Annotated in this window: 22 protein-coding genes; 19 read left to right on the top strand and 3 right to left on the bottom strand. The window is 66.1% G+C overall.

Annotation, left to right across the window (positions count from 1 at the left end; genetic code table 11):
- The 3 genes from R5H30_RS18765 to R5H30_RS18775 are packed head-to-tail and all read right to left on the bottom strand — an operon-like array spanning nucleotide 1 to nucleotide 3,433.
- Nucleotides 1–1,407 carry an FAD-binding oxidoreductase gene (locus tag R5H30_RS18765; RefSeq protein WP_318330155.1) on the bottom strand — a complete coding sequence of 469 codons (1,407 nt, stop codon included), beginning with the start codon at nucleotides 1,405–1,407 and terminating at the stop codon, nucleotides 1–3.
- The gene (locus R5H30_RS18770) at nucleotides 1,404–2,642 is read right to left on the bottom strand and encodes an amidohydrolase family protein (protein WP_318330156.1); all 1,239 of its coding nucleotides are present in this window, start codon (nucleotides 2,640–2,642) and stop codon (nucleotides 1,404–1,406) included. Before R5H30_RS18770 ends, R5H30_RS18765 begins: the two co-directional genes overlap by 4 nt.
- Nucleotides 2,639–3,433 carry a creatininase family protein gene (locus tag R5H30_RS18775; protein ID WP_318330158.1) on the bottom strand — a complete coding sequence of 265 codons (795 nt, stop codon included), beginning with the start codon at nucleotides 3,431–3,433 and terminating at the stop codon, nucleotides 2,639–2,641. The genes R5H30_RS18770 and R5H30_RS18775 overlap by 4 nt, the downstream gene beginning before the upstream one ends.
- Before the next feature lie 218 nt (nucleotides 3,434–3,651).
- Here R5H30_RS18775 and R5H30_RS18780 point away from each other — a divergent pair, with 218 nt between their 5' ends.
- The 19 genes from R5H30_RS18780 (at nucleotide 3,652) to R5H30_RS18870 (ending at nucleotide 24,319) form a co-directional block, all read left to right on the top strand.
- Nucleotides 3,652–4,041, top strand: a complete 390-nt coding sequence (locus R5H30_RS18780; RefSeq protein WP_318330160.1) for a RidA family protein — start codon at nucleotides 3,652–3,654, stop codon at nucleotides 4,039–4,041.
- A gap of 410 nt (nucleotides 4,042–4,451) precedes the next feature.
- Nucleotides 4,452–5,108, top strand: coding sequence for a hypothetical protein (locus R5H30_RS18785; protein WP_318330162.1), 657 nt, complete (start codon nucleotides 4,452–4,454; stop codon nucleotides 5,106–5,108).
- Nucleotides 5,105–5,503 carry a phage holin family protein gene (locus R5H30_RS18790; protein WP_318330163.1) on the top strand — a complete coding sequence of 133 codons (399 nt, stop codon included), beginning with the start codon at nucleotides 5,105–5,107 and terminating at the stop codon, nucleotides 5,501–5,503. Before R5H30_RS18785 ends, R5H30_RS18790 begins: the two co-directional genes overlap by 4 nt.
- Complete coding sequence (locus tag R5H30_RS18795; RefSeq protein WP_318330164.1) at nucleotides 5,493–6,827, top strand: DUF3618 domain-containing protein; 1,335 nt, start codon at nucleotides 5,493–5,495, stop codon at nucleotides 6,825–6,827. The genes R5H30_RS18790 and R5H30_RS18795 overlap by 11 nt, the downstream gene beginning before the upstream one ends.
- A gap of 71 nt (nucleotides 6,828–6,898) precedes the next feature.
- Nucleotides 6,899–7,843, top strand: a complete 945-nt coding sequence (locus R5H30_RS18800; protein WP_318330165.1) for a YihY/virulence factor BrkB family protein — start codon at nucleotides 6,899–6,901, stop codon at nucleotides 7,841–7,843.
- 423 nt (nucleotides 7,844–8,266) lie between these two features.
- Entirely contained in the window at nucleotides 8,267–9,055 is a 789-nt protein-coding gene (locus R5H30_RS18805) for a crotonase/enoyl-CoA hydratase family protein (RefSeq protein WP_318330166.1), read from the top strand.
- Between the two features lie 22 nt (nucleotides 9,056–9,077).
- Nucleotides 9,078–9,566 (top strand): MarR family winged helix-turn-helix transcriptional regulator, encoded by a 489-nt coding sequence (locus R5H30_RS18810; protein WP_318330167.1) that lies wholly within the window; start codon nucleotides 9,078–9,080, stop codon nucleotides 9,564–9,566.
- On the top strand, nucleotides 9,563–11,377 hold the full coding sequence (locus tag R5H30_RS18815) for a feruloyl-CoA synthase (protein WP_318330168.1): 1,815 nt from the start codon (nucleotides 9,563–9,565) through the stop codon (nucleotides 11,375–11,377). The genes R5H30_RS18810 and R5H30_RS18815 overlap by 4 nt, the downstream gene beginning before the upstream one ends.
- Before the next feature lie 11 nt (nucleotides 11,378–11,388).
- Nucleotides 11,389–12,267 (top strand): amidohydrolase family protein, encoded by an 879-nt coding sequence (locus tag R5H30_RS18820; protein ID WP_318330169.1) that lies wholly within the window; start codon nucleotides 11,389–11,391, stop codon nucleotides 12,265–12,267.
- A gap of 61 nt (nucleotides 12,268–12,328) precedes the next feature.
- Nucleotides 12,329–12,661 carry a DnaJ family domain-containing protein gene (locus R5H30_RS18825; RefSeq protein WP_318330172.1) on the top strand — a complete coding sequence of 111 codons (333 nt, stop codon included), beginning with the start codon at nucleotides 12,329–12,331 and terminating at the stop codon, nucleotides 12,659–12,661.
- 22 nt (nucleotides 12,662–12,683) lie between these two features.
- Nucleotides 12,684–14,603 (top strand): FAD-dependent monooxygenase, encoded by a 1,920-nt coding sequence (locus R5H30_RS18830; protein ID WP_318330174.1) that lies wholly within the window; start codon nucleotides 12,684–12,686, stop codon nucleotides 14,601–14,603.
- 106 nt (nucleotides 14,604–14,709) lie between these two features.
- Nucleotides 14,710–16,662, top strand: coding sequence for a DUF3604 domain-containing protein (locus tag R5H30_RS18835; RefSeq protein ID WP_318330176.1), 1,953 nt, complete (start codon nucleotides 14,710–14,712; stop codon nucleotides 16,660–16,662).
- Nucleotides 16,663–16,917: 255 nt separating this feature from the next.
- Nucleotides 16,918–19,785 carry a monovalent cation/H+ antiporter subunit A gene (locus tag R5H30_RS18840; RefSeq protein WP_318330177.1) on the top strand — a complete coding sequence of 956 codons (2,868 nt, stop codon included), beginning with the start codon at nucleotides 16,918–16,920 and terminating at the stop codon, nucleotides 19,783–19,785.
- A gap of 1 nt (nucleotide 19,786) precedes the next feature.
- A complete protein-coding gene (locus R5H30_RS18845; protein WP_318330178.1) occupies nucleotides 19,787–20,152 on the top strand; it encodes a Na+/H+ antiporter subunit C in 366 nt (121 codons plus the stop codon).
- A complete protein-coding gene (locus R5H30_RS18850; protein WP_318330179.1) occupies nucleotides 20,149–21,696 on the top strand; it encodes a monovalent cation/H+ antiporter subunit D in 1,548 nt (515 codons plus the stop codon). The genes R5H30_RS18845 and R5H30_RS18850 overlap by 4 nt, the downstream gene beginning before the upstream one ends.
- Nucleotide 21,697: 1 nt before the next feature.
- Nucleotides 21,698–22,189: a Na+/H+ antiporter subunit E gene (locus R5H30_RS18855; protein WP_318330180.1), complete on the top strand. Its 492-nt coding sequence runs from the start codon at nucleotides 21,698–21,700 to the stop codon at nucleotides 22,187–22,189.
- A complete protein-coding gene (locus R5H30_RS18860) occupies nucleotides 22,186–22,455 on the top strand; it encodes a K+/H+ antiporter subunit F (protein WP_318330182.1) in 270 nt (89 codons plus the stop codon). Before R5H30_RS18855 ends, R5H30_RS18860 begins: the two co-directional genes overlap by 4 nt.
- A gap of 8 nt (nucleotides 22,456–22,463) precedes the next feature.
- Nucleotides 22,464–22,859, top strand: coding sequence for a Na+/H+ antiporter subunit G (locus R5H30_RS18865; RefSeq protein WP_318330184.1), 396 nt, complete (start codon nucleotides 22,464–22,466; stop codon nucleotides 22,857–22,859).
- A 218-nt stretch (nucleotides 22,860–23,077) separates the two neighbouring features.
- On the top strand, nucleotides 23,078–24,319 hold the full coding sequence (locus tag R5H30_RS18870) for a tyrosine-type recombinase/integrase (RefSeq protein WP_318330185.1): 1,242 nt from the start codon (nucleotides 23,078–23,080) through the stop codon (nucleotides 24,317–24,319).
- Nucleotides 24,320–24,613 lie beyond the last annotated feature (294 nt).

The raw sequence follows: 24,613 nt of genomic DNA on the forward strand, positions 1-24,613 counted from the left end.
TCACCCTTTCGCCTTGGCTTCGATTGCTTCCGGAGAGAGGTCGCGGACTTCGTCCCAGGCCTGGGACTTGCCGGGGTTCAGCAGCCCCTTCGGGTCCATGCGCTTCTTCCACGCCAGGTGCCGGTAGTCGGCGTTCTTCAGGCCGCCGCCCTCCACGTGATAGGTGTGCGCGTCCGCGACCGAGAACCCCGCGGCCGCGTAGGTCGCGTCGATCTCGCGCAGCCGCGCCTCGTCGCGGAACCAGATGATCGGCAGGTCGAAGGCGACGACCTTGCCGTCGAGCCGCGCGAATTCGTGGTGCGGCCAGACGTCGTCGCCGAGTTTCTCCGCGATGGCGGCGACGGCGCCATCGTCCGACGCATCGGGCACGCCGATCTGCTGGTAAGTGGCCGAGCGGTCGGCCTTCAGGACCTGCAGCGTCGTGTGGTTGTAGGCGAATTCGAAAACATGCGGGATGGCTTTCTCCTGCCGTTCTTCGTCGGTGAGCGCGAGGTCCACCGTCCCGCCACGCTCGGCGATCAGCTCTTCGAAAGCGTCCATATCCTCGCGCGGAACCAGCGCGACCAGCAGGTGCTTCTCCGAGCGGATATGACCCTTGAGCCGCGGGAAGTAGTCGACGATCCTCGCATCGACCGTGGAACTCAGCTTGCGCCCGATGCGATCGCTCACCGCCAGCGCATATCCGGCGGCATAGCAGGCGCGGTAGCTGTCGAAGGTCGCCATGCAACCGATCCAGTCGCGCAGCGGTACGGTGCGCAGCGTGACTTCTGTGATCGCGCCGTTCAGCCCCCAGGCGTGATGGACCTGAAGCGCGTCCTCGCCCTCGAAGACATGCTCCTGCGGCGTCGCCTCGACCGACAGGGCCTTGAGTCCGATGATGTTGCCCGGCTCGCGCAAGGCACCGTTGGCGATCGAGCCGATCCCGGCGCTGCCGCCGGCGACGAACCCGCCGATGGTGGCGATGTCCTGAGTCGAGGGGAACATCGCCATTTCCCAGCCCTCGGGTGCCAGGGCGGCGTTGATGTCCGCCATCAGCGCCCCGGCCTCGACGCGCACGAAGCCCTCGCCGATTTCGAGGATGCGGTTCATGCCGGTGGTCTCGATGATCAGACCACCCATCAGCGGGACCGCCTGCCCGTAGTTGCCGGTGCCGCCGCCGCGCAGAACGACGGGCAGATCGCGCGCATGGGCCACGGCGAGACAATGCGCCATCTCTTCGCGCGTCCCGGGACAGGCGACGAGATCGCCGAAGCATTTCTTGAGCTGCGCGTTCAGGATCGGCGAGTACCAGAAAAAATCCCGCGAGCGCTTGCGCACGAGGACGGTCTCGTCAATCACCTCGACCGGGGCCAGCGCCTCGGCCACTTCCGTCCAGTCGATGTCGGACCTGTTTGCGGGACCGGTCATGGTCTTGCTCCTGTGATGTGGGAAAGCGGCCGCGGCGCGGGCGCGCGGCCAAGCAGATCGGCGGTCGAGGTGGCCTCGAAGGCCAGCAGATCGTCGACTGCCGCGCCGTCGATATGGACGGGCGGCAGCCCGAGCGCTTGCGCGGCGGCGGTGGTAATCATTTGCAGATGATCCGCGAAGGGCGGGTCGAGATGCGCCGCGACGGCCGCGAGCGCCAGGGTTCGGGTCGGCGCATGCGCGCCCAGCGGACAGAAGGCATCGCCGACGTTGTCGGTGCCGACGACCACGTTCACGCCCGCCGCGCGCAATTCATGCACGCGGGTCAGGCCGCGCCGGTCCGGCGTGCCGTCGCCGCGCCCCTGCAGGTAGAGGTTCGTCCAGGGCAGGACCGCGACGGAAATCCCCGCGCGCGCCAGCTTGTCCGCGATACGCCGCAGCGGCGCGCCCGAAAGGTTGGCGAGGCTGCAGGCATGGCCGCAGAGCACCGGACCCTCGAACCGCATCCCGAGAGCGGCATCGGCGATCATCTCGAGCCCGTCGAGGCCTGGCGCGAGACCTTCGTCGACGTGAAAGTCAAGGGCCAGGCCGTGACGGTCGGCGGCGCGGAAGGCGTTCGCGATGCCCGCGCGCCGCTCAGGCTGGTCGAAGACGAATGCGCCCAGCACTCCACCGTCCCGCGCGATGCGCGCGGCACAACCGTCGGCATATGCGGCATCGCTCAAGGCCGCGATGCTGGTCAGGGCGGCACGTTGCAACACGATGCCGGGCCCGAAATCCACCGCGACTTCTTCGAGCACGTCCCAGGCGGGTGGTACGGCCGCGGGGTCAGGATCGTCGCCCCAGTCGACATGGCTGCGCACCGCACCGCAGCCCGCGTCGCGCAACTCATGCATGCCGCGTGTCATCCGGCGGCGCAGATCCGCGACACTCCAGTTCGCCTTGTCGGAGCGTTGTGCGGCGATGGCATCGGCAAGATCGCCGCCGACGCGCGGCATGCGCCCGATCGTATGGCACTTGTCGAGATGGACGTGCGTTTCGGTCAGGCGCGACATCACCACGCGCTCGGGCTCGGACTCGCAATCGCGCAGCCCGGTCACGCGGCCCGCGCGCAGAATGAGATCGCCAGCGAGGCAGTCGCCGACCGTGCGGCCGCCGAAGCGTTCCGGACGGGTCAGCAGGCTGCGCGGGACCAGCACGCGCGGCACGACACCATCGAAGAGTTCGACCCGGCTCACGGTGCGGGCCGCCTGTGATCGAAGCGGGCTAAATCCGCGAGGAAGTGGGCGAAGTCGCGCCCCGCGCTGTCGAGCAGCGCCGCTCCCTTTTCTGCTTTCGCCGCGGATGCGTCACCGCAGGCTCCGTCGGGGTTCAGGTCCTGCGCCAGCCAGCCCGGTGCGACGGGACGTCCGCCAAGCCCGATCTGCGGAAAGGCTTCGTCCCAGTCGCGCATCTCCGGGCGGAAGTCGCGCGCCTTGTCCATGTCCACGCAGTCGGGGCGCAAGGCAAGCATGGCCGAGGTCTCGACCGCGCCGGCGTGGATGTCATGACCGTAGTCTTCCGCGTCGAAATGACTTTGCCACGCGGCGAAACCGCCCCAGGAGCAGGAGACGACGATCAGTTCCGCTTCACGCCGCAACTCGCGCGCCGCGATCTGCAGCAGCGCGCTGTTTCCGCCGTGACCGTTGAACAGTACCAGCCGCTCGACCCCCGCGCGGGCCACCGACATCCCGATGTCGCGCAGCATCGACAGCAGGGTTTGTGCCGACAGCGCCAGCGTGCCCGGGAAATCGGCATGCTCGTCGCTTTTGGTGATGCCGAGGGTCGGCAGCACCAGCACCGATTGCGCAGGGTCGAGCGCCGTGAGCATGCGTGTTGCCACCGCGTCGATGAGATCGCTGTCCACCGACAAAGGCAGGTGCGGACCGTGCTGTTCGGTCGCGCCAAGCGGCAAAACGGCGACGGTGTCGCGCGGCAGGTCGCGAAACGCGCGCGACGGCAGGTCGGCCCAATAGCCCTGGACGCTCATGGCCGAATTCCGCAGAAGTTGGGGAACAGAGCGGCCGGGGCTGTCCCGGCAATCGCTGCATCTCCGATCCGTGCCAAAAGAACACGCATACCCATGGCTTCCTCCTTCAAGGAACTGGTTTCGCGTGGCCCTGATGTCGATCTGTGCCAGAGATGTGCTTAAAGCGTTCCAGAAACGGACCGCTCTGGCAAGTCGTTTTTGAAAGGGTGCGCTGCGACATGAAAGCACTGAACCCGGGCACGCTGCGCCCGCCCTTCGCCGCCTATGCGCATGGAACCGAGATCCCGGCGGGCCTGCGGCTCGTCCGCACCTCGGGGCAACTTGGCATCCGGAAGGACGACACGATCCCCGAGACCGCCTTTGAGCAGGCGGTCCTGTGTTTCGAGAACATCCGTGCCATTCTCGCCGAAGCCGGAATGGGGCCCGCGGATGTGGCGCATGTCTCGGCCTACGTCACCGCGCGCGAGCACATGGCCGGGTACATGCGCGCGCGTGACGCGTTTCTGGGCGCACCCGAGCGCCTGCCGAGCTCCACGCTGCTGATCGTGACGGGCTTCACGCGCCCGGAATTCAAGGTCGAAGTCGAGGTCTGGGCGGCAGCCCCCTGACATCCCGCACGCGCCGGGCCGGCCGGTAACGGGCAGCGCTCGTCGGGGAGACCCCGGCTGATCGGACGGCGCAGCCTCGTGCCACGCGACCCTGTGTACAACTCTGACCCGCGGATGACCCGGTCGGGAACAATTCCGTGAAGATCGCGTTGCCCTTGGAGGCCGCGGCAATCGTCGGTGCCTTGCTTACAGGTCAATCGCCCGACTGCATTCCCGGGGACGCCGTGTGCGATCCCGACAGGTGACCCCTTGTCTGCGGAATTCGCATCGCGCGTCGCAATAGCTCCGGAAGGGGTGGGAGGGAAAGCACATGCACAGCGTCATCTACATCGTCGGCCTCGTGGTCGTCGTGCTGGCGATTATCGCCTTCGTATTCTGATCAGCGTCACACCGAAATTGGGAGAGATCGAATGACACAATCCTCAGACAAGCGCCCCGATCCGGCAGGCGCCGGCACCGGACAGGCGCCGGCGACATCGCCGGGAACCGGAGCGACAGCAGGCGGTTCGGGCACTGAGCAGGCCGCGCAAAAGGCGCGCGACGCCGCCAACGACGCGGCCGAGAAGGCCCGGACCACCGCGCAGAACGTGACCGAAAAGGTTGCCTCGGAAGCTGCCGGTTATGCCGAGGACGCGAAGTCGCAGGCCGCGGACGAGGTGAGCCACGTCTCGTCGGCGCTGCGCTCCGCCGCCGACGATCTGCGCAGCGGATCGCCGGCCGAACGCACGTTCAGCCAGTTGGCCGACGGGCTTGCTGACGCCTCCGAAACCATCCGCGGCAAGGATCTCGGCGAAATCGTGCAGGACATCAACGGGTTCGCCCGGCGCAATCCGGCTGTGTTCCTCGGAAGCGCTGCCCTGCTCGGGTTTGCCGCGACACGGTTCGCCAAGGCGTCGAGCGCGGCGTCCCACACACCCGAGCCGGGTCACGTTGTCCGCCAGAGCGCACAACCGTCCCATGGCGCGTCGCAGCACGCCGCCGCGACACCCACCGCGACGCCGGCCGCACCGGCCACCGCGCCTGCACGCCCGACAACCCCGACCAGCCCCACGGGAGGAGACAGATGAGCCTCGAAACACAGAAATCCACCGGCAACCTTCTGTCCGACGCCCTGACCCACGTCAGCGGCCTCGTGCGCAAGGAGGTCGACCTCGCCCGTGCGGAGGTCAACGAGAGCGTTCAGAACGCCGGCACTGCAATCGGTCTTCTGGTCGGCGCGGTCGTCATATCGCTCACCGCACTCAACGTTCTGACCGCGGCCCTCGTCGCCGGTCTGACCGAAGCCGGAATTCCGGCCGGATGGTCGGCCCTGATCGTGGGCGTCATCCTGGCCATCGTGGCCTACGTGATGGCCAACAAGGGCACCGAGGATCTCAAGCTCAGCAGCCTCGCGCCGACGCGCACGGCCGAGAACGTCAAGCGCGACGCGCAAGCGGTAAAGGAGGTTTACGATGACAAATGATACCCGCAAGCCGGATGAGATCGAACGCGAGATCGAGGCGGAACGCGCCGGTCTCAGCTCGACGCTCGACGAGCTTCAGGACCGGTTCTCGGTCGATCACCTCGTGCGGCAGTTCAGCGACCAGGTGCGCGAGCACGGGGGGGATCTCGGCCGGTCGATCTCGGACTCGGTCAAGCAGAACCCGATGGCGCTGGCGCTGACCGGTGTCGGCATCGCCTGGATGATTTTCGGCAACGGCACGGGCGGGTCCCGCAGCGGTCAGCCGGCCCGGTTCCAGCGTCATGACTACGACGACCCCGAGCCGCTCGAGCGCCGCGATCCATACGATCGCGTGACCTCCAGCCGCAGCGGCGTCACCCGTTATCCTGGGACCGACGAGCGGAGTTATGCCGCCGGTTTGAGAAGCGCCCGGACAGCGCCGACCTGGGCGCGGAGCATCGACGACGACTGGGACGATGACGATTGGGATGACGATGACTGGAGCGACGACGGGCGCGGCATCGGAGACCGCGTCGGCGACGCGGCCGGCGCGGTGTCCGACGCCGCCGGTTCGGCCCGGGATGCAGCAAGCGATGCGGCCAGGTCGGCCTCGCAATCGGCGTCGAGCGCGGCAGCCTCGGCCCGAGATACCGCCTCGGGCGCAGCACGCTCGGCCTCTCAGTCGGCGTCCAGCGCGGCAGGCGCCGCAGGCGATACCGCGCGCCGCGCGGGTCGATCTGTCTCGGACGCTGCGAGTTCCGCCGCCGGTTCGGCCGCAGCGGCCGGACGCTCCGCCCGGCGCGGCGTCCAGCGGGCGGCGGATAACGCGTCGCGACGTGCCGCGCGCCTGCGCCAGCGTCTGAGCGAAGGCACCGAAACCATGAGCGAGGAGGCGCGCGCCCGCGTCGTGGCGGCCCGCGAACGGGCGATCGAGGCCCGCGATGCGGCCTATGACTACGGTCGCCGCGGGCGCGAGCGGGCCGTGGACGTCTTCGAGGAGCAGCCGCTGGTTGTAGGTGCGCTTGCGCTGGCCGTGGGTGCGGCTTTGGGCGCGGCGCTGCCCCGAAGCCGCACCGAGGACCACTATCTCGGCGAACAGAGCGACAGGCTCTTCGAAGAGGCGGAACGCGTCTATGCCGAGGAACGACGCAAGCTCACCGAGGTTGCGCGCGCCGCGACCCAGGAGGCCAGGGCGATCGTCGAGGAGACCCGCGACAAGGCGGATTCCGAGGCGCCCGGCGCTGTCGACAAGGCGATCGGCAAGGCCGAGGAGGCCGGCAAGCGCGTCGCCGACGCAGCCTCCAAGGAAGCCGACAAGCAAAAGCTCGGAGACGTCAAGTCGTGACGGCCTGACCAAACCGACAGGACCCGCGCCGGATCCCGGCGCGGGTCTTGCGTGTTCAAGGAGACCAAAAGATGACACGCGGACGCGACGCTGCCACACCAACCGAGATCCCCGCCACCGGGTGGAAGGACATCGCTTTCCGCGTGAAGGACGAGATTTCCGCCGACCATGTCAGCCTGATCGCGGCCGGGGTCGCGTTCTACGCATTACTGGCGATCTTTCCGGCGATCACCGCGCTGATGGCGCTGGCCGGTCTGGTGCTGGAACCCGCCGAGGTCACCGCGCAGATCGAGACTTTCGCGTCGATCATGCCGCAGCAGGCGGCGCAGATCATCCTCGACCAGGCCGTCGAGGTGACCGGATCGAAGAATGCCGGGCTTGGGTTTGCCTTCATCATCGGCCTGGGGCTGGCGATCTACTCGGCGTCGAAGGGCATGTCGAGCCTGATCGAAGGACTGAACGTGGCCTACGACGAGCAGGACACGCGCGGCTTTATCCAGCGCACGGCGCTGACCCTCGGCCTGACCCTTCTGCTGATCGTCGGGCTGCTGCTCGGCCTCGGCGCGGCGCTCGCCGTGCCTGCCGCGCTGGCCCTGCTGCCGCTGCCGGGCTGGCTCGAGACGGTACTCGGGCTGGTGCGATGGATCGTGCTCGCCGTGATGACGATCCTCGGACTGGCGATGCTCTACCGCTTCGGTCCCGACCGCTCGGCCGCGCGCTGGGCCTGGCTGACGCCCGGGGCCGTCGTCGCCTGTGTCGTTTGGCTTGTCGCCTCGATCGGATTTTCCATCTACGTCAGCAACTTCGGATCCTACAACGAGACCTTCGGCAGCCTGTCGGGCGTCATCGTGTTGCTGATGTGGCTCTGGATCTCGGCATTCATCATTCTCATGGGCGCCGAACTCAACTCCGAGATCGAAGCACAGACCCGCGTCGATACCACGGTCGGAAAGTCGATGCCGCCCGGCAAGCGCGGCGCGGTGAAGGCCGACACGCTGGGCGAGGCCGTCGAATAGTCTCTGTCGGGACGGCGAGGGAAATTCGAGCGGCCGGTCTGGTCCGCCGTCCAGCCGCAACACATGCGCCGCGCCGAATTGCGGGAAGTGCTGTTGCACCTTCGCACTGCTGCTGATCGATCAGGGCATGACGCGAGGGCGCCGGGCGCTCTCCTCGATACGTCGGCATAGTTGATCACGCCTCCACGACACAGTCGCTTCCTAAGGTATCGATCGCTCGACGCTCCGACGCGACCCTGCCGTCCGCCATCGGACTTCCCGATGTGCGTTGCCTGGACGGTGCCAACAACTCGCCGCAGATCGCTTGCACGTGCAACAGGGGCCGATCGTTGAGTGAGGAAATTTGGCACACGAATTGTTCATTGACATAACAGTTCAGGTGCCGGATCGTACAATGACGATTAGGCAAACCGGACCGCGACGATGACACGACAGAACCCTTCCGCCCCCCGGGACATTCTGCAGGTCGATATCGACGGACCGCTGGCGATCCTGACGATGAACCGCCCCGACAAGCGCAACGCGATGAGCGATGCGCTACTTGCCGCGCTGGACGACTTCTTCGCAGCGCCGCCAAGCGGCGTGCGCGCGGCGGTGCTGACCGGGGTGGCGGGGCATTTCTGCTCGGGTCTCGACCTCGGTGAACATGTTGCCCGCGATGCGGAAGGCACGATGCGCCATTCGCGCAACTGGCACCGGGTCATGGATGCAATCCAGTTCTCGGGCCTGCCCGTTGTCTCGGCCATGTTCGGCGCGGTGATCGGCGGCGGGTTGGAATTGGCGGCGGCGACCCATGTGCGCATCGCAGAACCCTCGACCGTCTTCCAGCTGCCCGAAGGGAGGCGCGGCATCTATGTCGGAGGCGGCGCCAGCGTGCGCGTCGGGCGCATCCTGGGGGCCGACCGGTTGTGCGAGATGATGCTCACCGGCCGCAAATACGCCGCCGAGGAAGGGCTGGCCCTGGGCCTGACGCACTATGCAGTCGGCGAAGGTGAAGCGATGCCGCTGGCGCGGGAGCTTGCGACCAGGATCGCGCAGAATGCGCAATTGTCGAATTTCATGATGATCCAGGCGATCAGCCGGATTTCGGACATGTCGCGCGCGGACGGGCTGTTCACAGAAAGCCTTGCCGCCGCCGTGTCCCAGACCAGCGCCGACGCGGAGGAGGGGCTGAAGGCCTTCCTGGAAAAACGCACCCCGTCCTTCCGCTAGGCCCGCCCCAAGAGGAGACCCGATGACCGCCACCGCGCCCCGCACCGAGGACCCGACCGCGGCGGACGCCGTGCTTTACCGGTTCACGGGGTACGCGATGAAGCGCGCCTACATGCGGGTACAGGACGCGGTCAGCGCGCGGCTGTCCGAAATGGGCCTGCGGATCGGCACCTTCTCGGCGCTGGGCGTGGTGGCGACCAACCCCGGCATCTCGCAATCGCGTCTGTCGGAAATCCTGCAGATCAAGCGGTCGGGGATCGTGGTGGTGGTCGACGAACTCGAACGGGTCGGCGTTCTGGAACGCAGCGCGGTGCCCGGCGACCGCCGCATGTATGCGTTGAGTGTCACGCCCGGGGGCCACCGGCTTTGGCGCAAGGCCGAGGCCGCCGTTCGCGTGACCGAGGCGGAACTGTTCGCAACGCTCGATGCGGGCGAGACCGAGATCTTGCGACACCTGCTGGCAAAAGCGGCGCGCGGCGCGACAGCGGATGGGGGAGGGGATCCGGAATGACGGACGCGATAACGGGGCTACGGCTTGCGCCGCACGCCGTGACGACGTGGCGCGAAGGTGATCACATTCACCTGTCGTCGCGGGTGCCGCTCGACCCGGTGGCGCGACGCACCGCGGACTGGCTGCACCGCTGGGCCGAGGATGCGCCCGGCCGCGTGGCATTGGCGGAACGCGACGGCGCGCACTGGCGCGACGTGACCTATGCCGAAGCCGTGCGGGACGTCCGCGCCATCGCCGCTGCGCTCATTGCCCGCGATCTTGGACCCGGGACGCCGATCGTCATACTGTCCGGCAACTCGGTCGCCCACGCGCTGCTGGCGCTCGGCGCGCAATATGCCGGGGTGCCGACCGTGCCGCTGGCCGAACAGTATTCGCTGATCGCCGAGGCGCATGGGCGCCTGACCTATATTCTCGACAAGGTGAAACCGGCGCTGGCCTTCGTCGAGGACGCCGAAAGGTTCGGCAGCGCGCTTTCGCTGCCGCAGTTCGACGGGGTGGAGATCGTCGCGCGCCACACCGCAGGTGCGTCCCGCGCCGTGACGGATTTCTCGTCCTTGACCGGGCACCCGGTGACGGCTGAAGTCGACGACCGGTTGCAGACTGTGGGGCCGGACACGGTGGCCAAGATCCTCTTCACCTCCGGGTCCACGTCCGATCCCAAAGGCGTTCTGACGACGCAGCGGATGATCTGCGCAAACCAGGCCCAGATCGCTTCGGTCCTGCCCTTCCTAAAGGACCGCCCGCCGCGGATCTGCGACTGGCTGCCCTGGAACCACGTCTTCGGCAGTTCGCACAACGTCAACATGATGCTGGCGAATGGCGGGACGCTGGTCATCGACGCCGGCAAGCCGGTGCCGGCGCTGTTCCCGGAGACCGTGCGCAACATCACCGAGCGCCCCGGCACGCTGTCCTTCAACGTTCCCGCGGGCTTTGCCATGCTCGTGGAGGAGATGCGCGACAACGATGCCCTGCGCGATGCCTATTTCCGCGATCTCGACCTGATCTTCTACGCCGGCGCATCGCTGCCGCAGGACGTCTGGACGGCACTTGAGGATATGGCACGCGAGGTGCGCGGCCGCCTGCCGCTGATGATCTCGAGCTGGGGGATGACCGAAACCGCGCCGGCGACGCTGATGGTGCATGAGCCCATCGGGCGCTCGGGCGTCATCGGCGTGCCGTTGCCGGGCACCGAGATCCGCCTGATCCCCGATGACGACAGGCGCTGCGAATTGCGCGTGAAGGGGCCCAACGTCATGCCGGGGTACTTCGAGGACGCCGGACGGACGACCGAGGCCTTCGACGCCGACGGGTTCCTGCGCACCGGCGACGCGGTGCGGTTCGTCGACCCCGATGACCCCGAGCGCGGCTTGATCTTCGACGGACGGGTTTCGGAAGACTTCAAGCTCTCGACCGGGACATGGGTGCAGGCGGGGACGCTGCGGCTCGAGGCGCTCGAGGCGCTGCGCGGGCTGGTGCAGGACGTGGTGATCTGCGGACAGGACAGGGACGCGGTGGGTCTTTTCGTCTTTCCGCGGCCCGGGCAGGCGACCGAGACCAATTCGCAAAAGGGCGCGGTCGTCGATGCGCGGCTTCAGGCCGCGATCGCCGCGCCTTTACGCGAGATGGCCGAAGCGTCCTCCGGGTCGGCACGGCGCATTTCGCGGGCAATCATACTTGCCGAGCCACCGTCGCTGAAGGACGGCGAGATCACCGACAAGGGCTCGCTCAACGTGCGCCGGATCGTCACCCGCCGCGCCGCGCTGCTCGACAGGCTTTACGACGAGGCCGACCCGGCGGTGATCCGGGTCTGAAGGAGACGGAGATGGTCGATTTTTCCAAGGTCCGCGCGATCGACATCCACACCCATGCCGAGGAGCCCTGCGGCTGTCACTCCGACGACGGCTATGATGACCTGCAGCGGACGATGGCGGGCTACTTCGGCGCGCCGTGGGAGCATCCGCCGACCATTCCCGAAACCGCGGCCCATTACCGGGCGCAAAACATCGCCGCGGTGATCTTCCCGGTCGATGCCGAGCGCGAGACCGGCTATCGGCGCTATTCCAACGACGAGGTGCTGGAGCTGGTGCGCCAGAACGCCGACGTGCTCATCCCGTTCGCCTCGATCGACCCCTGGAAAGGCAAGATGGCCGTGCGCGAGGCGCGGCGACTGGTCGAGACGGAGGGGGTCAGGGGATTCAAGTTCCATCCCACCATGCAGGGCTTTTTCCCCAGCGACCGCATGGCCTATCCGTTCTACGAAGTGCTTGCGGAGCATGGCTGCGTGGCACTGTTCCACACCGGGCAGACGGGCGTCGGCTCGGGCATGCGCGGCGGCAACGGGATGCGGCTGAAGTATTCCAACCCGATGTATCTCGACGACGTGGCGGTAGATTTCCCGGATCTCAGGATCATCGCCGCGCATCCAAGCTTTCCCTGGCAGGAAGAGGCGCTTGCCGTGGCGCAGCACAAGCCCAACGTCTACATCGACCTCTCGGGCTGGTCTCCGAAATACTTTCCGCCGATCCTCGTGCGCTATGCCAACAGCCTCTTGAAGCACAAGATGCTCTTCGGGTCGGACTGGCCGATGATCGCGCCGGAAAAGTGGCTGGACGCGTTCGACAAGGCCGATTTCAAGGACGAGGTGCGCCCGTTGATCCTGAAAGAAAACGCGATGCGCCTGCTCGGGGTGACGCCCGGGTGACGGGACTGCGATCTTGCACGGCTGCTTCGGGTGGCCATATCGGAAAGGGAGGAGCATCGCCATGTCCTGGCTGAGCCGGCTGACCGAACGCAGGATCCTCAAGTCGCTTGTCGAGGGCGGTCTCGACGACCTCGAAGGCGCCGGGAAACGGCTGCCGGACCGCCCTGGTGACGCGCACGTCGACGCGGGTGAGGCGGTTGGCTATCGCGTCATGGCGCAGGCCGGCGTGCTGCCCGAAGAGATCGAGCTGAAAAAGCTGGTGAGCGCGCAGAAGGCGCGGCTGGCCGGTCTGACCGAGCCCGCCGCGCGCAAGGCGGCGATGGCGCGCCTCGCCGAGTTGCAGATGAAACAGGCCATCGCCGAAGAGGCGCGGCGCAAGTTCATGCGCGGCTGAGCCCGGGAGGGGAGGACAGGGCATGCAGTTCTTTCTGGAAGGCTTTCGTCCGGGCGATCCCGACGTCTGCCCCGCCGCGCCTGCATGGCGGGACCCGGGCGGAGGGCTGCCGGAAACCGTGGACGTCCTGATCGCCGGATGCGGCCCGGCGGGGCTCTGCCTCGCCGCACAGCTCGCCCGTGCCCCAGGTGTCCGCACCATGATCGTCGAGCCCAAGCTCGGCCCGATGGAGAAGGGCCAGGCGGACGGGATCAATGTCCGGTCGATGGAGATGTTCCAGGCCTTCGGGTTTGCCGGGAAAGTGAGCCGCGAGTCGGTCTGGATCAATGAGACGACCTTCTGGTCGCGGGACCCGGACAGGCCCGACCGGATCCGGCGCGTGGGCCGCGTGCAGGACGTCGAGGACGGGTTGAGCGAGATGCCGCATGTGCTGATCAACCAGGCGCGCGTGCATGACATGTTTCTCGACGTGATGCGCAACGCACCGACACGGCTGACGCCTGATTACGGGTTGAAGGTGGCGGACCTGAGCGTCGATCCGCTGGGGGCCGATTTCCCGGTCACGGTCCGGCTGGAGCGGACCGGCCCGGAGAAAACGGGCGAAGTCGAAACGCTTCGCGCACGCTACGTGGTGGGTTGCGACGGGGCGCGCAGCGCGGTGCGGCGGGCCATCGGCGGCAGGCTGCACGGCGATGCGGCGCACGAGGCCTGGGGCGTGATGGACGTGCTGGCGGTCAGCGAGTTTCCCGACCTGCGCATGAAAGCCATCGTGCAGTCGGATCACGGGTCGATGCTCGTTCTGCCGCGCGAGGGCGGTTATCTCGTGCGGCTCTACGTGGCGCTCGACAAGCTGCGCCCGGACGAGCGCGTCGCCGAGCGCGGGCTGGGTCCCGAGGACATCATCGCCAAGGCCCGGCGCATCCTGCATCCCTTTCCCTTCGAGGCGCGCGAGGTGGTCTGGTGGTCGATCTACGAGATCGGTCATCGCCTGACGGACAAGTTCGACGACGTGCCGTCGAACGCGGTCGACACGCGCACCCCGCGCGTTTTCACCGCGGGGGATGCCTGCCACACCCACAGCCCGAAGGCCGGGCAGGGCATGAACGTCTCGATGGGCGATACGTTCAACCTCGGCTGGAAGCTGGTTTCGGTGCTGACCGGACGCGCGGACGCGTCGCTGTTGCACAGCTATTCCGCCGAACGCCGCGCCGCCGCCAAGGGGCTGGTTGATTTCGATCACCGCTGGTCGCGCGTCGTTGGCGCACGTGAGGAGACGGCGGACGCGGACGCCGAGATGCCGCGCTTCCAGCGCGAGTTCATCGCCAACGGACGCTTCACCGCAGGGCTCACGATCCGCTATGCGCCGTCGGCGCTGATCGGCGAGGATCGCTGGCAGAAGCTTGCGGGCGGTTTCGAGATCGGCACGCGGTTTCATTCGGCGCCTGTGGTGCGGCTGGCCGATGCGAGACCGATGCATCTCGGCCACGTCATCGAGGCGGACGCGCGCTGGCGCATATTCGCCTTTGCACCCGACGACGACACCGGCGCGCCGGGCGGGGCCATCGACCGGCTCTGCGCGCATCTCGCCGACGATCCGGCCTCGCCCATCCGGGCGCACACGCCGGCGGATGAGGATATCGACGCCGTGATCGACGTACGCGCGGTGTTCCAGCAAGGGTTTCGCGACCTCGAACACGGCGATATGCCGGCACTGCTGCGCCCGTCGAAGGGGTGCTACGGACTGTGCGACTACGAGAAGGTGTTCTGCGCCGATGCCAAGAGCGGGCCGGACATTTTTGACCTGCGCGCAATCGACCGTGCGCGCGGATGTCTCGTGATCGTCCGGCCCGACCAGCACGTCGCGCATGTCCTGCCGCTGGACGCGATGCCCGAACTCTCCGACTTTTTCGCAGGGATTCTGCGAAAGGCCGCGCCCGGCTGAAACGCACGCCGGCGGGGGCGGTGCGGCGGCACGAAGGAAAGGCTTCTTGGATTTGCACCCGCTGTGGTAGCGTGAAGATCGCGTGAAACCCGGATTGGATGCCTTCATGAAACGAATTCTTTTTGCCCTTGCCGCCTCGACAGCCATCGGAACTGGCGTTCCTGCAATTGCGCAGGATACCTCCGGCACCAGCGGGGCGACCGACATTTACGCCGGGCGGCCCTATTCGCCTTATGCGGACCGCGCCTTTCCGACCGAGGTCTATTTCGGCGACACCCACGTGCACACCGGGCTTTCGCCGGATGCGGGCGGCTCGGGCACCCGGCTGATGCCGCGCGACGCCTACCGCTTCGCACGGGGCGAGCAGGTGACATCGAACACCGGGCAGCCGGTCAAGCTCGCGCGGCCGTTCGATTTCTACATGATCACCGACCACTCCGACGCGATGGGCGCGATCATCGACATCCTGAAAGGCGCGCCGAACATCATGGCAGTGCCAGAAGGCAAGCAGTTCCACGAGGACTTCAATGCCGGCGGCCAGACCGCCGCCGATGCCATGTTCCGCCTGATCGGGGAGTTCTCGCAAGGCACGCTGTCGCCCGAGCTCAACTACCAGCCGGGCAATCCGGCGTTCAAGCGGGTCTGGGACGACATCGTGCAGGCTGCCGAAGAGTTCAACGACCCCGGCAAATTCACCACCTTCATCGCCTTCGAATGGACCTCGCTGGTGTCGGGCAACAACCTGCACCGCAACGTTATCTTCCGCGACGGACCGGAGCGGGCGGGGCAGGTCGTGCCGTACACGACGACGCCGCCCGTGGGCAGCCGCAACCCGCGCGACCTCTGGACCTGGATGCAGGGCTACGAGGACAAGACCGGGGGCGACGTGCTGGCGATTCCGCATAACGGGAACCTGTCGAACGGCATGATGTTCGCCATGCAGGACGACTTCGACAACGGTGCCGCTCTTGACGCCGACTATGCCGAGCAGCGCCAGAAGTGGGAACGGCTCTACGAGGCGACGCAGAACAAGGGCGACGGCGAGGCGCATCCGCTGCTGTCGCCGGAAGACGAGTTCGCCGATTTCGAAACCTGGGATGTCGGCAACCTCGACCTGTCCGAGTTGAAGACGCCCGAGATGCTGCCGGGCGAATACACGCGCTCAGGTTTGAAGCGGGGGCTGCAGCTCGAGGCGGAGTTGGGCGTGAACCCGTTCAAATTCGGGCTGGTCGGCGCCAGCGACAACCACATCGGCCTGACCACGCCCGAAAACGACAACTTCTTCCACAAATTCACCACTTACGAGCCGTCCCCGCACCGGATCATCGAGGAAGACGGCGCAATCCACATGTCGAACACAACCGCGGACGGCAGCGCGGGCATCGCCTCGTGGCAGTACATCACGTCGGGTCTCACAGCGGTCTGGGCCGAGCAGAATTCGCGCGGCGCGCTCTTCGACGCGATGGAGCGGCGCGAGACCTACGCCACGACCGGACCGCGCATGCGGGTGCGGTTCTTCGGCGGCTGGGACTTCGCCGAAGGCGACGTGCTGCGGCGTGACCTGGCCGGGATCGGCTATTCCAAGGGTGTGCCGATGGGCGCGGATCTGGCCGCTGCGCCTGAAGGGGCGACGGCGCCGGCCTTCCTGCTTTACGCGCTGCGCGATCCGGTCGGGGCCAACCTGGACCGCCTGCAGATCGTGAAGGGCTGGCTCGATGAGACCGGCGCGCCGCAGGAACAGGTCTACGACGTGGCCTGGTCGGACAACCGCGAACCGGATGCCGACGGCAAGCTGCCGCCCGTGGGCGACACGGTCGACCTGTCGATTCCCACCTGGACCAACACCATCGGCGCGGCCGAGCTTGCCGCGGTCTGGCAGGACCCGGATTTCGACCCGTCGCAACGCGCCTTCTACTACGGGCGCGTGATCGAGATCCCGACGCCGCGCTGGACGGCCTATGATGCGGTGAAGTTCGAGCTCGACCTGCCCGACAGCATTCCGCTGACCGCGCAGGAGCGGGCCTATACCTCGCCGATCTGGTACACGCCGGTCGAGTAATCGCAGCGCCGCGCAGGCGCGCTGCAATGTCGGACCGCGCGATTCCGGACGGCAGCCGGGACGCGCGGGCAGGACACGTGCTGCAAACCGTACCCGAAACAGCGCAGCCCAAACGGTCGGATGGTCGCAGCCTGCGGAACCCGATTGTACTTTTTTGACGGGAGGGCCATTTTCGACTACGCGTCGGGCCAGAAGGTCCGGGGGAACGCCACGCGGACCGGGATCGAAACCCGGCTGGCATAGGGACAGGGTGAGTTGGAGACCGTAGAGTATTATCCGCTGATCGTCATCGCGCTGCTGCCGTTCTTGGGCGCATTGGTGCCGGGGCTGATGATCCGGGCCGGGCGCGACGCCTGCGCGATTTTCACCGCCCTCCCGACCGCGCTGGCGCTGACGATGCTGATCGTCCTGGCGCCGCAGGTGATGGACGGCAAGGTCATCACCGCCGAGCTCGAGTGGATTCCGCAGCTGGGGCTCTCGGCATCGTTCTTCCTAGACGGGCTGGGGCTGCTGTTTGCGGGCATGATCCTCGGGGTCGGGCTGCTGATCACGCTCTATGCGCGCTTCTACCTGTCGGGCGACGATCCGATGGGACAGTTCTACACCTACCTGCTGCTGTTCCAGGGCGCGATGCTGGGCATCGTCCTGTCCGACAACATCCTGCTTTTGCTGATCTTCTGGGAGCTGACGAGCCTCTCGTCCTTCTTGCTGATCGGGTACTGGAAACACCTGCCCGAAGGCCGGCAGGGCGCGCGCATGGCGCTTGCGGTGACCGGCGCGGGCGGGCTTGCGATGATCGGCGGCATGCTGATCCTCGGCAACATCGTCGGCAGCTACAACCTGACCGACATTCTGCAGGCCGGAGACCAGATCCGCGCCTCGGACTGGTACATGCCGGCGCTGATCCTGATCCTGCTGGGCGCGTTCACCAAATCGGCACAGTTCCCGTTCCATTTCTGGTTGCCGCACGCGATGGCCGCCCCGACACCGGTCTCGGCCTACCTGCACTCCGCGACGATGGTGAAGGCGGGCGTGTTCCTGATGGCGCGCATGTGGCCCGCGCTCGCCGGGACCGACGCCTGGTTCTACATCGTCGCCAGCATCGGCCTCGTGACGATGGTGCTGGGGGCGCTGATCGCTCTGTTCAAGGACGATCTGAAGGCGCTGCTGGCCTTCTCGACGGTCAGCCATCTCGGGCTGCTGACGATGCTGCTGGGCTTCGGCACGCCGATGGCTGCCGTCGTGGCGGTGTTTCACATCATCAACCACCTGACCTTCAAGGCGGCGCTCTTCATGACCGCCGGCATCATCGACCACGAGGCCCACACCCGCGACATCAAGCGCCTGGGCGGGCTTCGCACGCTGATGCCGGTGACCTTCGTGATCGGCACGCTGGCCGCGCTGTCGATGGCCGGCATCCCGCTGCTCAACGGCTTTCTGTCGAAGGAGATGATGCTCGAGGAAGCCTCGCACACCGACTGGCGCGGAAGCCATTACGCGGTGCCCGCACTGGCTACGCTGGGCGCGCTGCTCTCGGTCGCCTACTCGCTGCGCTTCGTCTTCCACGTTTTCCTCGGCCCGGTGCGCGACGACTATCCGCACAAGCCGCATGATCCGCCGTTCGGCATGTGGGCGGCGCCGGCACTACTTGTCGTGCTGGTCGTTCTGATCGGGGTGCTTCCGGCCGTGGCCGAGCCTCTGGTCAGGGTCGCTGCCGGCGCGGTGACGGGGGGAGAGCTGCCGTCCTTCTATCTCAAGATCTGGCACGGTTTCACGCCGGCGCTTTACATGTCGATCATCGCCGTGATCGGCGGCGCGGTGCTGCTGGCGCTGCACGCGCCGCTCGACCGGGCGTGGCTCGCGACGCCGCGCCCCGAGGCCAAGGCGATCTTCGACTGGCTGGTGGGTCGGCTGGCCGGGCTGTCCCGGCGCATCATCGACATCACCCACGACGGGGCGATGTCGCGTTACCTCGCGATCTTCGTCGCCGCGACGGTGGTGATGGGCTACATCGCCTGGACCGGCAGCGGCATGCCCGCCACCACGCGAGAGCCGCTGCCGATCCCGCCGCTGGTCTTCGTCGGCTGGATCTCGCTTCTCGTCGCTACCGCGTCGGTGGTCTTCATGCACCGCCAGCGGTTCCGGGCGCTGGTCGTGATCGGCGTGATCGGACTGACCATCTCGGTTGGGTTCGTCTACCTGTCCGCCCCCGACCTCGCCCTGACGCAGATCTCGGTCGAGACCGTGACGATCATGTTGCTGCTGCTGGCGCTGCATTACATGCCGAAATCGACGCCGGTCGAAAGCGGTGGGCTGCGCCGCCTGCGCGACGGGGTGATCGCGCTGTCGGCCGGGGCCGGGGTCGCCGCGCTGGCCTACATGTTCCTGCTGCGCGACACAGCGTCGATCTCGGAGTATCACCTCGCGAATTCCTACAAGGGCGGCGGCGGCACCAATGTGGTCAACGTCATCCTCGTCGACTTCCGGGGCTATGACACCTACGGCGAGATCATCGTGCTGGGCATCGCCGGGCTGATCATCTTTGCCGTGATGGAGGCGCTTCTGAACGGGCCCGCAGCGCGCCGCCTGCGCAACACCGACTACTCGAACGACTGGTCGCGCGACCGGCACCCGCTGATGATGGTGGTGGCGACGCGGGTGATGATGCCGGTGGCGATCATGGTCGGCATCTTCATCTTCCTGCGTGGACACAACCAGCCCGGTGGCGGCTTCGTGGCCGGCCTGGTGATCTCGATCGCCCTGCTGATGCAGTACATGGCTTCCGGGTTTGCCTGGACGCAGCGGCGGCAGCGCATCGAGTACCATGCGATGATCGGCTGGGGCGTGGTGATCGCCGGGCTGACTGGGGCAGGGGCCTGGCTGGGCGGCAAGCCGTTCCTGACCAGCGGTTTCGACTATTACGAGATCCCACCCATCGAGGAATTCGAACTGGCCACCGCGATGATCTTCGATGTGGGCGTCCTGCTGACCGTGCTCGGGGCAGTGATGCTGATGCTCTACAGCCTGTCGCGCATCGCGCGCTATGCAGGCGAGACGGTGAACCCCGAACCGATGGACTACGATCCCTCGGCCCGCACCCGCCTGGCCACGGAGGACACCTGACATGGAATTCATCGTTGCCACATCGGTAGGCGCGCTCACCGCGGCGGGCATCTACCTGATCCTTCGGCTCCGAGCCTTCGCGACGATCCTCGGGCTGGCGCTGCTCTCCTATGCTGTGAACGTGTTTCTCTTCGCCTCCGGACGGCTCGCCATCGACCTGCCGCCGATCCTGAACCCCTACGGCGAGGCGAGCTACACCGATCCGCTGCCGCAGGCGCTTGTGCTGACCGCGATCGTGATCTCTTTCGGGATGACCGCCGTGCTGGTCATGGTGGCGCTGGGCGCCTACCTCGAATCCGACGATGACCGCATCGACGGCATCGAAGGCCGCGCGGACGAGACCGCCGACGGGGGGTCCGCGCCATGAACCACTGGATCATCGCACCGATCATCCTTCCGGCCCTTCTGGCGCCGATCATCGGGTTCGTGATGCGTCACGACATGACGCTCGCGCGCGTCGCCTCGATGGCCGGGACCGTGGCGCTGGTGGCCATCGCGGTCGGCCTGTTCGTGACCGCCATGAGCGGCCCGCAGGTCTACTACCTTGGCGACTGGCCGGCGCCCTTCGGTATCGTGCTGGTTCTCGACCGGCTGTCCGGTCTGATGGTGCTGATCACCGCCGTCCTGGCCCTGATCGTGCTGATGCACGCGATCGCGACGGGATGGGACGCGCGCGGACGCCATTTTCATGCGCTCTACCAGTTCCAGCTCATGGGGATCGTCGGAGCCTTCCTGACCGGCGACATCTTCAACCTCTTCGTCTTTTTCGAGATTCTGCTGATCGCCTCCTACGGGCTGATGATCCACTCGGGCGGGCGCGAGCGGATGCGCGCGGGCCTGCAATACGTGGTCATCAACCTCGCCGGATCGACCCTGTTCCTCTTCGCGCTCGGGGTGCTCTACGCCTCGACCGGGACGCTGAATATCGCCGATCTAGCCGTGCGCCTCGCCGAGGTGCCGCCCGGGGATGCGGCGCTGGAGCGCGTTGCGGTGATGCTGCTGATGATCGTCTTCGCGCTCAAGGCGGCGCTGTTCCCGATCCAGTTCTGGCTGCCCGGCACCTATGCCAACGCGCCTGCTCCGGTGGCGGCGCTCTTCGCGATCATGACCAAGGTCGGGGCCTACGCGATCCTGCGGGTGCACACGCTGGTCTTCGGTCCGGGCATAGAGGCGACCGACGGTCTGGCCGGCGACTGGCTGTTCCCGGCCGCTGTCGTGACCATCGCCGTCGGCGCGCTCGGGGTTCTGGGCGCGCGCCGGTTGATGCCGCTGATCGCCTTTTCGGTCGTCGGCTCGATGGGTACGCTGATGATCGCGATCTCGGCCTTCACGCCGGTGGCGACGACGGCTGCGCTCTACTACCTCGTGCACTCCACCTTCGCCGCGGCGGCCCTGTTCCTGATGGCCGATCTCGTGATTTCGCGCCGCGAGGTCGACGCGCTGAGCACCCGCCCCGCGACCTTGCAGAACGGGCTGTTCGCGGCGCTCTTCTTCGCCGCCGCGATCGGCATGGCCGGGATGCCGCCACTCAGTGGGTTTCTCGGCAAGCTGATGGTGCTCGACGCGATGCGCGATCCCGGCGAGATCGCCTGGGCCTGGAGCGCAGTGTTGCTGGGGTCGCTGCTGACCATCGTCGGATTTGCGCGATCGGGCAGTACGCTCTTCTGGAAATCCACAGCCGCTGTCGTCGAGGCGCCGCAGACCGAAGCGGGCGAGGAGGCGGCGCCTGCGCCCGGACCTGCGCCCGCCAGCGTGGCAGAGGTCGCCCCGACCGTCGCCACGATCGCCGTGCTGGCGATGCTGACGGCCTTTGCCGGACCGCTGATGCAGTATCTCGACGGCACCACGGCGCAACTTTTCGACCGTGGCAGCTATGTCGCCGCGGTTCTCGGAACCGGCGAGGAGGGCTGACATGCTCGCGCGCTTCATCCCGCATCCGCTGCTCAGCATCATGCTGGTGCTGGTCTGGCTCGGGCTGGTCAACAAGATCACGCTGGGCAACCTGCTGCTCGGCATCGTGTTGGGTCTCGTCGTGCCGATGTCGACCGCGGCCTACTGGCCCAACCGGCCCCGGCTGCGCCGGCCGCTCGTGGCGATGAAGTACATCGCCATCGTGCTCTGGGACATCGTCGTGGCCAACGTCCAGGTCGCGCTGATCATCCTCTTCAAGCCCAACGACAAGCTGCTGACGCGCTGGGTCACCGTGCCGCTCGAGCTGACCTCGCCCGAAGCAATCACCGTGCTCGCGGGGACCATCACCATGACCCCCGGCACGCTGTCCGCGATGCTCTGCGCCGACGGGCGTTCGATCCTCGTGCATTGCCTGCACAGTCCGGACCCGGAAGGCGACCGCGACCGCATCAAGAGCCGCTACGAGGCCCCGCTCAAGGAGGTATTCGAATGATCGCCGCTGCCCTCACTTTTGCCTTCGCCTGTTTCGGCATCGGGATGTTGTTCTGCATGTGGCGTCTTACCGTCGGGCCGGATTCGGCGGATCGCATCCTCGCGCTCGATACCATGGTCATCAACGTCATCGCCCTGCTGGTGCTCTACGGGATCAAGCAGGGCACCGCGATCTACTTCGAGGCTTCCATGCTGGTCGCCATGGTCGGTTTCGTCTCCACCGTCGCCTACTGCCGCTTTGTTATGCGCGGCGACATCATCGAGTGAGGTAAGCCATGGCCACCGTCACCGAAATCGTCATCTCGGTCTTCATCGTCACCGGCGGTGTCTTCGGCCTCGTCGGTTCCTACGGCCTGATCAAGCTTCGCGATACGATGCAGAGGCTCCACGGCCCGACCAAGGCCACCACGCTCGGCATCGGCAGTGCGCTGATCGCGTCCATGCTCTATTTCCTGCTGGTCAAGGAGGGGCTCTCGTTCCACGAATTGCTGATCACGCTGTTCCTGTTCCTGACCGCCCCGATCACGGCGAATTTCATCGCCAAGACCTACATCATCCGAAACCTCGACGAATCCGAGTTGCCCAAGACCGGCGGCACGTTCGGCTGGGCCGTCTATGACGACCCCCCGGCGCTCCGCCGCGCCCACGAGGACCCGCGCGACGAGGCTTGAGGGTTTCGGATGGTAGGTTCGGCGCCTGTGCTTCGACTTAGACGTGCAGGCCGGGAAAGTCTGCCGCTTGAGGCGCAATTGTCGCTGGGAAAAGTCGGCGATGCGCCGATGAGATGATGGCGGAGACGAAGGGGAACTCCGCTGACGTCCGGTAACCTATTGAAGTGCTTGATTTACATGGATAATCGGCCCCAAACGTGTGGGGAAGGTGTGTGGGGATGCCCAGGTATTTAGAACGAAGGCGACGGCGCTGGTATGCCGTATTGGACATCCCGAAGGACGTCAGAGAACCCTTTGGTAAGAAGCGGCATGTGGAGTCATTGGGGACCGACAGTCTATCCGAAGCCGAGCGCTTGGTGTTGCCCAAGATCGCTCTGTGGAAGTCTCAGTTTCAAGCTCTCCGTTCCGGTTCCAACGATGCACTTCACGTCCTAGCCGAGCAGTGGCGAGCGGAGTTTTCTAGCGCCGATGCCGATGTGCTGGAAACGCTGGACGGGCTGCTCCAAGACAAAGCTGAGGAGATTGCTTGGAGAAACCCGAAGGCGGCGAGCAGATTCAACGAGATCGTTCGGGGGGAGTCCATTTCATTGGAGATCCATGTCGACCGATGGCTTGCGAGCCTTACCGGTGCGCCGAAGTCAACTGACATGAAGCGCAGCGATGTTCGACGATTCATAGAGGTCTTCCCGTATTCATCGGACGTGTCTCAGCAGGGCGTTCAGGGTTGGATCTATGATCTCGAAACGCAGAACAGGCTGAAGTCTGGGACTGTCACCCGGATCATCTCAGCCTGCCGTGGCTACTGGCAGTTCCTGATCAAACACCGCATCGTCGAAGTCGCTGACGACCCCTTTGCAAAGCTGAGCATCGTGAAACGCAAGCGACGGAGCTCTGGCGGCCAAGACAAGCGACAGCCATTCTCAACGGAAGAAGTTATAGAGCTCTTGGATCACGCCCAGCGCAAGGATGATCCGCAGCTGGCCGCCGTGATTCAGTTGGGCATGTGGACAGGCTGCCGTATTGAAGAACTGTGCTCGCTGAAGCTGGAGCACTTATCAGAGGATAGCTTCCGCGTCGACGATGCCAAATCAGAGGCTGGGCTGAGGACCGTACCTATCCACTCCCAGCTGGCACCCACCTTAGAACATCTCATTCGAGACAGCACGGACGGATACGTTGTTAGTGGCCTCACCTTCAACAAGTACGGCGACCGTTCAAATGCGGTTGGCAAGCGCTTCGGTACCTTGAAGAAGCGACTGGGCCATGGACCCAACAAGGTCTTCCACAGCATCAGAAAGACGGTTGCGACGCTCTTGGAGAATGCCGGTGTACCTGAGAACGTTGCAGCTGATATCTTGGGTCATGACAAAGACACCATGACGTATGGCCTCTACTCGGGTGGGATTGTGCTTGAGGTAAAGAAAGAGGCTATCGAGAAAACCGACTACCCGGCTCCTTGACCGGCGCAGGCCGTCGAGGCATCTGCGTCGGGCATTCGTCCGTTTGATAAATCAAATGCGCAACGAGAAGGCACGTTGAGCCGTCGACCCTCGGGGGAGGGTACACGGAATTTGGCCTAACCAATCAAAACTCGCAAACAGCGTAGCGCCATCCGACCTGTATAGGACAGAAATCGCTCTCTTTCCTGGAAATGGTTGCCCGCCGATACACAGAGTTCCTGACACCCTTAGGCTCTGGACCCATTGATTTGGTTGCAGTCGGTGCATCGGGCTGATTCAAGCTCCTGAACATCA

The sequence above is a fragment of the Roseobacter sp. FCG-D35 genome, from assembly GCF_033436665.1.
Taxonomy (GTDB): domain Bacteria; phylum Pseudomonadota; class Alphaproteobacteria; order Rhodobacterales; family Rhodobacteraceae; genus JAWQFO01.